We start from the raw sequence: 12,775 nt of genomic DNA, 5'->3' as shown, positions 1-12,775 counted from the left end.
TGTCGAGCGCAGATTCGCGCTCCGGCGCTGAATCCGGACTGAAGTTTTCTCGACCGTTCCTTCACGTTTTCCACGGATTCACGAACGGCTTCCGAAGCAGCCAGCAGCCGTGGATGTCGTGGCGCCGGGTAAAGTCGAACGGGATACTCGGTGCGCTCCAGTCTTCGATGGAAAGATGGGGCTCCAGGGCCGCCCGATCAAGCTGGAAGCGGCGGAAGTTGTTCGAGAAGACGATCACCCCATCCGGCAGCAGGCGCTCCGCGCAGAGCAGCAGGAGTTCGGCGTGATCGCGCTGGACGTCGAAATCGTCGGCCTTCTTCGAGTTGGAGAAGGTCGGTGGATCCACGTAGATCAGCCCGTACTGCATGGAGCGATTGCGCAGGAAGGTGAACGCATCCTCCTGGACCAGGCGGTGGCGGTTGCCGGTGAAGCCGTTCAGGGCGAGGTTGCGCGAGGCCCAATCCAGGTAAGTACCGGAAAGATCCACCGTGGTGGTGTCCCGCGCGCCGCCGGCCGCCGCATAGACGCTGGCGGTGCCGGTGTAGGCGAACAGGTTCAGGAAGTGCTTGCCTGCCGCGAGTTCGCGAATCCGTGCCCGCACCAGGCGATGGTCGAGGAACAGGCCGGTGTCCAGGTAATCGGTGGGGTTGATGAGGAAGGACAGGCCGCCCTCGTGGACCTCCACGAATTCTCCCCTCTGGTCGAACTGGCCGTACTTGGAGCCGCCCTTGCCGCGTTCGCGGGTCTTCACCGCGATCCGCTCGCGCGGCACCCCGAAGACCTCCCCCGCCACCCGCACGATCTCGCGGACGCGGATGCGTGCAACGTCGGCCGGGACATCCTGCGGGGCCTTGTATTCCTGGACGTGCAGCCAGTCTTCGTACACGTCGATGGCCGCGGCGTATTCCGGAAGGTCCTGGTCGTAGGCGCGCCAGCAGGTGATGCCCTCGCGGGCCAGGCGCTTGCGCAAGTGGCGGACGTTCTTCTCCAGCCGGTTCTTCAGCATCTGCGCCCCGGCCGAAAGCGGCTTCGCCTCGCGCGGCGCCTCGTCGCGGGCGCGCAGCGAGAACGTGAGCAGCGGGGTTTCCAGGGCACCGTTGTACAGCGCGTAGCGCTTGTCCGGGCTGAGGCGCAGGGCCCGACCCAGTTCCTCGTCGCCGGCCAGCACGGCGGCGCGCCAGCCCGCGAAGCGGTCTTTCAGCGCCTGGCCGAGGTCGCGGTAAAGCAGCGGCAGCTCGGCGCGGTCGCCGAGGCGCTCGCCATACGGCGGATTGGTGATGACGAGGCCCAGCGGCGTCCCTGGCGGCGGCTCGACATGAACGGCGTCGCGCCGGTCGAGGTGGACGAAACCCGCGACACCCGCGCTCTGCGCGTTGCGTTTGGCGGTCTGCACCATGTGCGGATCGGAGTCGCTGCCAAAGAACACGGGGCGCAGGGCACGCAGACCCTCGTCGGCGCGTGCCTTCGCCTCGTCGTAGATCGAGCGCCAGAGCGCGTAGTCGTGCTTCAGCCAGCCGAGGAAGCCGTAGTAATCGCGGCGCAGGCCCGGCGCCACGTCGGCGGCCATGAGCGCGCCTTCGATCAGCAGCGTGCCGGAGCCGCACATCGGATCGACCAGCGCGCCGCCTTCGGCATAGATGCGCGGCCACTGCGCGCGGACGAGCATGGCGGCGGCGAGGTTTTCCTTCAGCGGCGCCTCGCCCTGCTGCTCGCGCCAGCCCCGGCGATGCAGGGGCGAACCGGACAGGTCGATCGACACCGTGGCCCGGTCGCGGCGGAGGCGCACGTTCACCCGCAGGTCGGGCTCCTCGGGATCGACATCGGGACGCGCGCCGCTGGCGGCGCGGAACTGGTCGACGATGCCGTCCTTCGTTTTCAGCGCGATGAACTGGCTGTGCGTGAGCTTGCTCTGCGCGGTGTTGGCGTCCACGGCCAGCGTGCCGTGCGCCGCGAGGTGCTCGGCCCAGTCGATCCCCTGTACGCCGGCATAGAGCGCCTCCGGGTCGGCGGCATCGAACTCCGCCAGCGGCAGCAGCACGCGACTGGCCATGCGCGACCAGAGGCAGGCCCGGTAAGCCGTATCCATGGTGCCGGTGAACGATACGCCGGCCAGCGCCTCGCGCACCTCGCCGGCACCGAGGGCGGTCAGTTCGTCCTTCAGCAGGTATTCCAGCCCTTTCGGGCAGGTGGCGAAGAAGGCGCTCATGCCAGGCCGCCAAGGAAGCGGCGGAACTCCGCCTCGATATCGGGCAGGGTCGAGCCCAGGCGATGGTCGTCCCGCACCAGGAGGGCGGGGATGGCGTGGCGACGGGCGAAGCCCAGCGCCTCGTCCAGGGGGCACACGTCATCCTCGTAGCCGTGGACGAGGAACGCGGGCACATCGGGGCGGACGGCGAACGCCCGCGGGTAACCGGGGATGCGCGCCGGCAGCGCGAGCAGGAACAGGCCGGCGACGGGGGCGTCCAGAGAGGCCAGGCCGGAAACGAAGGCGCCCATGCTGGAGCCCACGAGGACGGGGGGCATCGGCGAGGCCGCGATGGCGGCCGACAGCCGCGCCAGGCGGGGATCGATGGAACCCGCGTGGCCACGGGCATCGTCCTCGCGGTAGTCCGGTCGCACCGTGCTCCAGCCGAGCGATTCGGCCAGGGCGGCGAGCGCGCTCACCTTGGTGGCGTCGGGGCCGGAATCGGAACCGTGGGAAAGAATGATATGGCCGCGCATGGCGGTCTCCGTACGCGGGATGACCGCCTATGTTATCAAAGCGGCATGATCGACATCCTCGACGCCCCCCTGCCCTACGAATCGCTCCTGCCCGGCCGCAAGCCGGACGAGATCGACCTCGTCGTGATCCACTGCACCGAGCTGCCCGACCTCGCCATGGCCCGCGAATACGGCGAGCGCGTGCTCTACGATTCGGGCGCAGGCAACAGCGGCCATTACTACATCGACCGGGACGGTTCGGTGCTCTGCTACATCGATCCGCTGCGCGTCGCTCACCACACCCGCGGATACAACCCCCGCTCGATCGGCATCGAGCTGGTGAATACCGGCCGCTACCCGGACTGGTTCCACTCCGCGCGGCAGACGATGACCGAGCCTTACCCCGAGCGGCAGATCGAAGGGCTGCGCGCCCTGCTCGACCACCTCGTGGAACGTTTCCCCTCCCTGCGCCACATCGCCGGCCACGAGGACCTCGACACGGCGATGGTGCCGTCCAGCGACGATCCGGAGAACGAGGTAGCGCGCAAACGGGATCCGGGCCCGCAGTTTCCCTGGGCCCGTGCCTACGATGCGGGGCGGCTCGGCCGGCTCGCCGGGTAGCCCCGGTATACTGCCGCCCTCGGCACCACCACTCATCCAGGGACACCATGTCGGACACCCACGTCGGCGAACTCGTCGAACTGCTCGAACTCGAACGCCTGGAAGACAACTTCTTCCGCGGCCAGAGCCGCGACATCGGCACGCGCTTCGTCTTCGGCGGCCAGGTGCTCGGCCAGGCGCTGTCGGCCGCGCAGCTCACGGTCGATCCGCGCCGCGAAGCGCATTCCCTGCACGCCTACTTCCTGCGCGCCGGCGACATCGACGCGCCCATCGTCTACAGCGTCGAGCGCACGCGCGACGGCGGTTCGTTCTCCTCGCGCCGCGTCGTGGCGATCCAGCACGGCCAGCCGATCCTCAACAGTTCCATCTCGTTCCAGGAACCGGAAACCGGCTACGAGCACCAGATCTCCATGCCCGAGGTCCCCGCACCGGAAGACGTGGAGCCGATGCCCTCGGTGTCCGCCGAACAGCTGGGCCGCCTGCCCGAGAAGACGCAGCGCTGGCTCGGTGTCGACGGTCCGTTCGAGTTCCGCCATGTCTGGCCGCGCGACGAACTGCGCCCGGCGAAGCGGCCGCCCTACCAGCACATATGGTTCCGCCTCACCGCGCCCATCGAGGACACTTTGTCGCTGCATCAGGCCTTGCTGGCCTATGCGTCCGATTTCCACCTGATCGGCACGGCCACGCTGCCGCACGGGATTTCCTATCTCACGCGGAACATGCAGATGGCGAGCCTGGACCACGCGCTCTGGTTCCACCGGCCGTTCCGCATCGACGAGTGGCTGCTGTACTCCTTCGACAGCCCCACCTCGCAGGGTTCGCGCGGCCTTGCGCGCGGCACCATCTACACCCGCGACGGCGTCCTCGTCGCGTCCACGGCGCAGGAAGGCCTGATCCGCGTCCGCCCAGGCTGAAACCATGAGCGTCGAACTCCGGCACCTGCGTTATTTCATCGCCGTGGCCGAAGAGCTCCATTTCAGTCGCGCCGCGGAACGGCTGGGCATTTCCCAACCCCCGCTCAGCCAGCAGATCCGCGACCTCGAAAGCACGCTCGGCGTGCGCCTCCTGCGCCGTACCAACCGCCGTGTCGCACTCACCGCCGCGGGACAGGTGTACCTCGACGCGGCGAGGGACATCGTGGCGAAGGTGGACGATGCCGGCGACATGGCGCGTCGCGCCGAGCGCGGCGAGATCGGCGAATTGCGCGTGGCCTTTACCCGTAGCACCCCGCTGAGCGAGGGCTTCCCGCGTGCGATACGCGCGTTCCGCGAAGCATATCCCGCCGTGCGCCTCGAACTGCTCGAGCGCAACACGCTGCAGCAACTGGAATACCTGCTCGATGGGCGCCAGCAGGTTGGCCTGGTGCGCGGTACCGCGCTTCCACCCACGCTCGTCACGCACAAGCTGGTCGACGATCCACTGGTAGCCGTGCTGCGCGCCGATCATCCGCTGGCCCGGCGCAAGCGCCCGCTCCACATGGAGGAACTGGCGGAAGAAAGCTTCATCGTGTTCACCCGTGCCGCGGGCACCGGCATCCACGACCAGTTGCTGACCATGTGCCGCAATGCCGGCTTCGTGCCGCGCATCGCGCAGGAAGCCGGCGAATCCTCCACCATGATCGGGCTCGTCGCCGCCGGCATGGGCGTCGCCATCCTTCCGCGTTCCCTGCGCCAGGTGCAGGTGGACGGCGTAGCCTATGTCGGCATCGCCTCGCCCGACGCGGCGAGCGCGCTCTACGTCGCGCACCGCCGCGACGACGATTCGCCGCTCGTGAAGGCCTTCACGAAGCTGATGCTGAAGGCGTGAGCCCGCGCAGCCGCAGCGCGATCGCGAGGCCGGCGACGACCAGCGCGGCGGCGTAGCAGACCACGCCATTCCAGCCCCCGTGCGTCCATGCCAGTCCGCCCAGCGAGCCGGCGACGCTCGAACCCATGTAGTACGAGAACAGGTAGAACGACGAGGCGTGCGCTCGGGCGAACGCCGCGCGCTTGCCCACCCAACTGCTCGCGATCGAATGCCCGCCGAAGAAGCCGAAAGTGAGCACGGCGATGCCGCCCACGATCACCCACAACGACGTACTGGCCGTGAGTATCACGCCCGCCAGCATGATCGTCAGTGTCGCCCAAAGTACGCGACGGCGCCCCAGTCTGTCCGCGATCGACCCGATCCATGCGGAGCCGACGACGCCGACAAGGTAGACCATGAAGATCGCGCCGACGTGCGACTGCGAAAGGGAATACGGCGGCGCCAGCAGGCGGAACGACACGTAGTTGTAGATGGTGACGAAGGCACCCATCAACAGGAAACCTTCGGCGAACAACCAGGGCAGGCCTTTGTCTTTCCAGAGCGAACCGAACGACGACAGCAAGGCCCGCGGATGCGCGCGGCGCTTCACGAAGTGCAGCGACGGAGGCAGGCCCTTGGCGACGAGGGCGGCTGCGAGCAGCCCCAGCATGCCGATCAGTGCCAGGGCGAACCGCCAGGAGCCGTGGTCGGCGGCGAAGCCGGAAATGAGCCGCCCGCCCATGCCGCCGATCGCGTTACCGCCGATGTACAGGCCCATGGCGAAACCCAGCGATTCGCCATGGACTTCCTCGCTCAGGTAGGTCATCGCCACGGCGGGCAGGCCTGCCAGCGTGACACCGAGCAAGGTGCGCAGGACCAGGAGCGTCCACCAACCGTGCACCGTGGCGGTGAGCAGCACCAGCACCGACGAACCCAGGAGCGATGCCAGCATCACGGGCTTCCGCCCCCACGCGTCGGAGATGGCCCCGGCGAACAGCATGGCCACCGCCAGGACGCCCGTGGTGAGCGACAGTGACAGACTGCTGGTCGCGGCGTCCACGCCGAACGCGCGCGAAAAATCGGGCATGAGCGGCTGCACGCAATACAGCAGTCCGAAGGTGGCGAAACCGGACGAAAACAATGCCAGGTTGGTACGCCGGAACGCGGCGGTACCATGCCGGATACGCCGGTCGACAACCGCCGGCGCGACGGGCGACGAGCCGTCCACAAGAACCTCCAGGGAATGAACCATGCCGGAAAGGCTAGTCCCTGAATTGGGTCGGATCGATAAGCCTGGACGTCATCTTCGATATGTTTCACGCATGATCGTCTAGGGCAAGGTTGCCGGCGTGTCGGAAGACGGAATCGTTGCGGGCGTGGGGGGGGATCCGTTCGACGGCAATGGCGACGACCGCTGGGAACCGGGCAAGCGCCGTTCAGTGAACCTGTTCGCGGCACGGATATCCAGCCGGCCGGCGATGTATTCCTCGAAGGCATCCAGGGGGACGCCATAGGGCGTCGAGACGTACGGCGACTGGTAGATGTCGGCCAGTGCCCGCGCATAGGCCGGATCGAACGAATCGACGATGTAGATGTTCTCCGCCGAAACATTGGCCGGAAAGTGAACCTCGTCGAGGATCGAATCGTAAAGCTGCGGATCGTGATTGTCGGATGCGGTCGCCACGGGACGCCGCTCGGTCCATACCGCGTACTGATGGAAGTTCGGCCGGCACGGCAGGCAGGAAAAGCCTTCCTGCCAGCTGGTGAACACCAGGTTGCTCGCCCGCAGCGACGCGCTGCCGATGGTGGAGGGCTGCATGAGCATCGGCGTCAGATCGTTGAACTCCGAGGAGCGCCCGAACCCTTCGCCCCGCAACAACTCCCGCGGCCTGCGGGAATCCACCCGAAACACGAGCGAATGATCGAAGGAAAGCTGGTACCCCGCCAGGTTCGTCGTCAGCGAGTCAGCCCTGAAATCTTCAAGGCGATAACGCGCCTCGTCGATCTCGGATTTCTTGAGATCGATCGTCCTGCGGACCCACCCAGCGGCATCGGTCGGCACGCGCTGGACAAGGTAGCCGAGCCTGCCCGCCTGTCTTTCCGCGGCGATCCGGTTGAACGGCTGCCTGAAGCCGACGCCTTGTGGACTGAAGGCGCGGCGCGGCTGGAATCCGGCGCCCCCCGATGTCGACGGCACTTGCATGCTTTCACTTGCCGACGTGCTGGACTCGGGCGGCGACGGGATGCCGGGTACCGCCGAGGACAGGCGATCGGACGATATCGATCCCATCGAATGGGCGATCCGCGTCTCAGCCGGATCCTGACCCGAATCCTGACCCGGATCCGGTGGCACTGGCGCGGACACCCGTTTGACCGGCGTCGGTGTTGATGGTGCGGGCGGCGTCTCCGATAGAGGCGTCGTCCGCAAGGAAGGCGACAAAGGCACACCGCCGGTCGTCAGCTGGCCGGCCCCCTCCGAGGCGGACGACATCGCACTCACGGAGGGGGAAGGAGGAACGACCTCGATCTCTGGCACGAGAGTCCATGGCGATGACTTCGCCGCCGGCAAATCCGAGGCGAAGTCGCCCAGGGCCCCGCCTGCGGCAACACTGGTAATGACCGTCATGACGGCATTCTCGAGGGCATTCCGCCTCTCGCCAGTCGTCCTTCCGTTGATGCCCTCGTCGATTCCCGTACCAAGCGCAAAGAGCGCGCTGCCCGTCTGCACGGGGATGGCCAATGGCGGCACATAGCCCACGGGACCGAGCACGGCAGCGGTCCGTTGGAGCGTGGTACGCCACGCGTCCCACGCCGTGCTGGTCCGCATGCGTGCGTCGTCGCGCAGTCGTGCTTCGACCTGAATCCGCATGTCCTCGAAGACGTCGCCGCGGATCCTTAAATTCCTCGCGTCGATCGTCCGGCCGTTGGGAGCCCAGCGCCCATCGGCAAGATGGGCCAATCCCTGCGCAACGCCCGTCCGGAACGTGCCGTCCTGGAGGTTGTAGATCGAGAAATGCGACAGCAGATCGTCCAGCGTTCCGCGGCTCCTCGCCTGCCGGACTACCCACGCGCGAAGGACGCGTCCGTTGCGGAAGGCGACGAAGGGCGACCGGGCGCCGGGGATGTACACTACCTCGCTGAAATCCTTCGCGACAAAACGGAGTATGTCGCTGGCTGCATAACCGTTGACGTCGAGGCGCCTGACGTCAACGGAGATATCTGCGGGAGTATTCCGCAATTGCGATAATGCAATCGGCCCATGCAATGGCACCTGCGGCGCACCACCTTTCATGACCAGTTCGTACTGTTTCTGCGTGAGCACGCCGCGGGCCAGCGCACGCCGCGCCTCATGGACGAACTGATATCGGGCCAGGAGTGGCCATTCGGTCTTCGCCGTTTCCCAGTACCTGTCGAATTCCGCTTGCAGACGCCGGATATAGGGGAGTTCGGAAAAAGGCCCCTCTTCCTTGAACTTGGCCAGGACCTGCGACAGCAACAAAGTGCTGCAGTGTTCCGGGAGGAACGTGGAGGATTTCGGATAGATGCCGAAGGCCAGGTCGAGAGGGCGCGCATCCTCGCGTAAGGTATCGACGACGTTCCCCTCGCCAACGAAGGTGTTGTAGATATACCCCGGCCCCGTCCTGCTCCAGAGGAACCTGCCGGTCCTCGAGAAGCACTCTCCGGCATTCGCGCAGGTGAAGAGGCTTCCGAGGAACCCGAGCGCCGTGGGACTCTTCGCGCCGCCCGTGTTCAAGCCATCCACGGCGTCCGAGAACGCGCCGAAAAAGGTGTGCCTCGAGTGCTCGGGAAACGCGTTCATGAGCGCATCGGTAAGCACGATGACCTTGTCCGCACTGCCCTCCATGCGTTTCTGCGTCGTCGCGAAGTGAGCGACGACGTACTCGTCGCCATCGATGCCAAGCCGCTCCTTGATGAATGACCCCGCCACGCTTCTCGGATCGGGGGGCGACCATCCGTAGCTCCGAACGAGCATATCCCAATAAGCCTGGGCTTCTTCCGGCGTGACGAACAGGGGCGCGAAAGCGGGGGACGTCAGCATCGCGGGTGTGTCGAATGACGACGCAGGTTCGACGGGAACCGGGTCGCTGCCGGATGTCGTCACCGGCTTTACCGCATTGACCTGCGTGTTGTGGTCATCCTGCGCGAGCATGCTCGTCTGCGTCGTCGCGCCGACGGGCAGTGAAGGCGCAGTCGCAAACAAAGCTGCCGCGAGCCCGCGTCGCACCATGGAAGGCAAGTCGTGCATATATCGTCCCGTTGTCCGTTCGGCGAAGAAGCCGTCACGGTAGCTCGCCTCCCTGCGGGCACGCTGTCGCCACGAGACCAAATATGCCCCGCGCTCGACACATGGCGACGTGCGCCGCGCCCGACGCGACGTGTCAGGTCACCATCGACACAGGCCCGGCGTCAACGCTCGGCGGTGCCCTTCGCTCCATCATCCCATTGAATGGCGGACGCCAGTTCTTCGTTGGTCAAGGCAAGTTCGCCCACGTCGGACGCCATCTTCACCGCCACGACGTGATCACCCTTCCGCGACAGTTCCGATGCGCCCGTACGCGTGAGCGCCTGCAGCCGCGTCTCGTCCGTCGACAACAACACGAGCAGGGTCTTCGACCCTTCCAGGAATCGCACGCCACCGGTCGCGCCGGATGTCGCGAGCTCCTCGGATTTCAATGGTTCGGCGCGAACCTTGCCCGCCCAGCGCGGCGGTGCCACGAAGGTGTAGCCCGCCGCCTCGTCGCGCCACGAGAAGCGTTTCATGGGCTCCCGGGCGGGCGCGGCTTCGCGGTGAACGCCGGGAGGCGGCGTGGCCTGCGGGGTGACAGGCAGGCCCAGGATCAGGGCAAGGACGACGGTTTTCATGGCCGGGCCTCCATTGAACGCCCGTCAAGCCTACGCCTGTGGCGTCGCGACGACGTCAAACTCCTCGTCGCCGCCGATCCGTCGGCACCTCAAGACAGCGACGTGCCCTGGCTTGAACGCGTTCAGGAGACGGCTTCCATATGGACCAGCAGGAGGCGGAGGCTCTCCCTGCCCTGCCAGTCGTTAACCGAAAGCTCGTAGGCGACGCGCATGCGCGATGGCGGCGGTGTGCCGTCGAAGGCGTTGAACATCACCGCATCCAGGGGCGCGCCGCCCTGCGCATGACGCAGTTGCAGGCGCAGGTGGCGACTGCCCATGGGTTTCCAGGACGCGCATTCGAAGCGCGCCTCGAAGACCGGCGGCGGAAAGCCCTGCCCCCATGGTCCCGCGAAGCGAAGCTGCCTCGCCAGGTCGAGCGTGTGGTCGCGGTAGTCGAGTTCACCGTCGGTCTGGACGACCGCCTGCAGGCGGTCGTCGTCGAGTTGCCTTCGCGCCGCCTCGTCGAAGGCAATCGCGAAACGTTCGAAGTCGGCAGCCCGCAAGCTCAGGCCTGCGGCCATCGCATGGCCGCCGAAACGCAGGATGAGACCGGGATGTCGCGCATCGATCGTGGCGAGCGCGTCGCGAATATGGAAGCCGGGAATCGAGCGCGCGGAGCCACGCAGTTCGTCGGTCTCGTCGCCCGCGGGGGCGAACGCCAGCACCGGACGATGCAGCTTCTCCTTCAGCTTCGATGCGACCAGCCCGACGATGCCCGCGTGCCAGCCTGGATCGAACAACGCCACGCCCACCGCGTCGACGTGAGCCGCACGCGCGACCATCGCCTCGGCCTCCTCCACCATGCCCGCCTGCATCTCGCGGCGTTCGTGGTTGATGGCGGAAAGCTGCTCGGCGTAACGCCGCGCGAGACCGGCATCGTCGGTGAGCAGGCAGGCGACGCCGAGGGACATGTCCTCCAGCCGGCCTGCCGCGTTGAGGCGCGGACCGATGGCGAAGGCGAGGTCCGTGGCGCCGACGGTGGACAGCGAACGGCCGCTCGCTTCGACGAGCGCAGCGATGCCCGCGCAAGCCTTTCCCGCGCGCATGCGCTTCAGGCCGGCTTCGACCAGCACGCGGTTGTTGAAGTCCAGCGGCACGAGGTCGGCGACCGTGCCGAGGGCGACCAGATCGAGCAGCGACCCCAGGTCGGGTTCGCCATCCGGGAAATGTCCCGCATCGCGCATGGCCGCGCGCAGGCCCAGCAGCAGGTAGAACATCACGCCCACACCGGCCAGCGCCTTGCTCGGGAACCCGTCGCCGGCGAGATTGGGGTTCACGATCGCGTCCGCATCGGGCAGGACGTCGCCAGGCAGATGGTGGTCGGTGACGAGCACGCCGATGCCGCGTGCCTTCGCGGCCGCGACGCCGGCGACGCTCGCCACGCCGTTGTCGACGGTGACGATGAGGTCCGGCGCCGGATCGAGCGAAGCCACCAGGGCCTCGCTGAGGCCGTAGCCGTGGACGAAGCGGTTCGGTACCACATGGCTGACCTGGCGTGCGCCGAGCAGACGCAGGCCGCGCTCGGCCACCGCTGTGCCCGTGGCGCCGTCGCAGTCGTAGTCGCCGGCGATCACGATGCGGCGGTCGTCCAGGATCGCGCGCATCAGCAGGGCCACGGCGCGATCCATGCCACCGAGCAACGCGGGCGCCAGCATGCGGGCCAGGCGATGCTCCGCGCCGTCCGGCGTATAGACGCCGCGCGCGGCGTACACGCGCTGGATCACCGGATGCACGTGGGCGGGCCAGCCGCTCGGCGCGACGCCGACGACGCGCTGGCGCCAGACCTTGCTCATGCCTTGCGCCAGAAGCGCAGGCGATGCCGCTTGCGCAGGACCGTGCGCGTGCCGTCGGCAAAAGCGAGGCGCACCTCGGTGCCCGCGAGCAGCCGGGCTTCGATGGCGGGCCACCATTCGCGCGCGAAGACCGATGGCTGAACGTCCTGAAGGTCTAGCAGCCCAAATGTGGGAGCCGCTTCAGCGGCGATGGCCAGGTTGCCTCGAGCACCCATCGCCGCTGAAGCGGCTCCCACAAAGGCGCTACGCGGCTGGATATCGACGTTGGCGCGGTGAGCCAGGGCCCACGCGAGCAGATCGTCGCTATAGATGCGGGTCAGCCCGCTTTCGACCCAATCGGGCAGCGTGCCCGGCCCCCACAACCACACGCTGTTCACCGGCGGCAGCCCCTCTGCGGCGCGCTTGCGGTTTACCGGATGGTTGTGCAGCACCACCTGCGCCTCGTTGATCAGCGCGCGCCAGCGGCGTCCTTCGCCACCCTTCGGCAGTTGCTCGAAAAGGTCGGCGCCGAGGGCTTCCTCGGGCTCGGGAAACGGCGGAAGCTCGACATAGGGCGGCAGACGCAACTGCCAGTGCTGCGCGTCGCCGACGCGGAGTTCCATGCTTTCCGCCTCGAACGTGCCGGCCAGCGCGGCCACGAGACCCTGCGCGTCGTCCACGCTCAGCCCGAGGTTCCCACAGGCGAGCAGGCGCGCGCCGTTGAGTTCGGGCTGCACCCATGCCGGGTCCACCGAAAGCCAGAGCGCGTCGCCGGCGTCCCCCGCCACGGACTGGCGAATCAGCGCGGCGGCGGGCAACGGGCCGTGCGGCCAGCGAAAGTGCTCGGCGAGCGCCAGGAGGTAACCCGGCCTGGACGCAGGGACCGTGCTGCCGCGTGCGAGCCATTCGGAAAACCCTGGGACGCCGGCCAGCTTTTCGCGACCCGGCAGCAGCACATGAAGGAGCGTGCCCAC

General features: G+C 67.4%; 10 protein-coding genes. 3 read left to right on the top strand and 7 right to left on the bottom strand.

Annotated features, from left to right (window positions below; translation table 11 throughout):
• Positions 1-61: 61 nt before the first annotated feature.
• Positions 62-2,206, bottom strand: coding sequence for a bifunctional 23S rRNA (guanine(2069)-N(7))-methyltransferase RlmK/23S rRNA (guanine(2445)-N(2))-methyltransferase RlmL (gene rlmKL, locus HBF32_RS01130; RefSeq protein WP_166697800.1), 2,145 nt, complete (start codon positions 2,204-2,206; stop codon positions 62-64).
• Positions 2,203-2,721 carry an alpha/beta hydrolase gene (locus HBF32_RS01125; RefSeq protein ID WP_166697799.1) on the bottom strand — a complete coding sequence of 173 codons (519 nt, stop codon included), beginning with the start codon at positions 2,719-2,721 and terminating at the stop codon, positions 2,203-2,205. Before HBF32_RS01125 ends, rlmKL begins: the two co-directional genes overlap by 4 nt.
• 45 nt (positions 2,722-2,766) lie before the next feature.
• Between HBF32_RS01125 and HBF32_RS01120 the strand changes: the two genes are divergently transcribed.
• The 3 genes from HBF32_RS01120 to HBF32_RS01110 are packed head-to-tail and all read left to right on the top strand — an operon-like array spanning position 2,767 to position 5,127.
• On the top strand, positions 2,767-3,321 hold the full coding sequence (locus HBF32_RS01120; RefSeq protein ID WP_166697798.1) for an N-acetylmuramoyl-L-alanine amidase: 555 nt from the start codon (positions 2,767-2,769) through the stop codon (positions 3,319-3,321).
• Positions 3,322-3,368: 47 nt separating this feature from the next.
• The gene (locus tag HBF32_RS01115; RefSeq protein WP_166697797.1) at positions 3,369-4,235 is read left to right on the top strand and encodes an acyl-CoA thioesterase; all 867 of its coding nucleotides are present in this window, start codon (positions 3,369-3,371) and stop codon (positions 4,233-4,235) included.
• Between the two features lie 4 nt (positions 4,236-4,239).
• Complete coding sequence (locus HBF32_RS01110; RefSeq protein WP_166697796.1) at positions 4,240-5,127, top strand: LysR family transcriptional regulator; 888 nt, start codon at positions 4,240-4,242, stop codon at positions 5,125-5,127.
• Here the strand turns inward: HBF32_RS01110 and HBF32_RS01105 are convergent.
• The 5 genes from HBF32_RS01105 to HBF32_RS01085 form a co-directional block, all read right to left on the bottom strand.
• Positions 5,102-6,358 carry an MFS transporter gene (locus HBF32_RS01105; protein ID WP_166697795.1) on the bottom strand — a complete coding sequence of 419 codons (1,257 nt, stop codon included), beginning with the start codon at positions 6,356-6,358 and terminating at the stop codon, positions 5,102-5,104. The two genes, HBF32_RS01110 and HBF32_RS01105, sit on opposite strands and share 26 nt — an antisense overlap.
• Positions 6,359-6,436: 78 nt before the next feature.
• A complete protein-coding gene (locus HBF32_RS01100) occupies positions 6,437-9,373 on the bottom strand; it encodes a dermonecrotic toxin domain-containing protein (protein WP_166697794.1) in 2,937 nt (978 codons plus the stop codon).
• Between the two features lie 161 nt (positions 9,374-9,534).
• Entirely contained in the window at positions 9,535-9,990 is a 456-nt protein-coding gene (locus tag HBF32_RS01095; RefSeq protein ID WP_166697793.1) for a hypothetical protein, read from the bottom strand.
• A 122-nt stretch (positions 9,991-10,112) separates the two neighbouring features.
• A complete protein-coding gene (gene recJ / locus HBF32_RS01090) occupies positions 10,113-11,822 on the bottom strand; it encodes a single-stranded-DNA-specific exonuclease RecJ (RefSeq protein WP_166697792.1) in 1,710 nt (569 codons plus the stop codon).
• Positions 11,819-12,775 carry a phosphoglycerate mutase gene (locus HBF32_RS01085; RefSeq protein ID WP_166697791.1) on the bottom strand — a complete coding sequence of 319 codons (957 nt, stop codon included), beginning with the start codon at positions 12,773-12,775 and terminating at the stop codon, positions 11,819-11,821. The genes recJ and HBF32_RS01085 overlap by 4 nt, the downstream gene beginning before the upstream one ends.

This window comes from Luteibacter yeojuensis, assembly GCF_011742875.1.
Lineage (GTDB): Bacteria > Pseudomonadota > Gammaproteobacteria > Xanthomonadales > Rhodanobacteraceae > Luteibacter > Luteibacter yeojuensis.
This window is presented reverse-complemented; position numbering and strand designations above follow the sequence as displayed.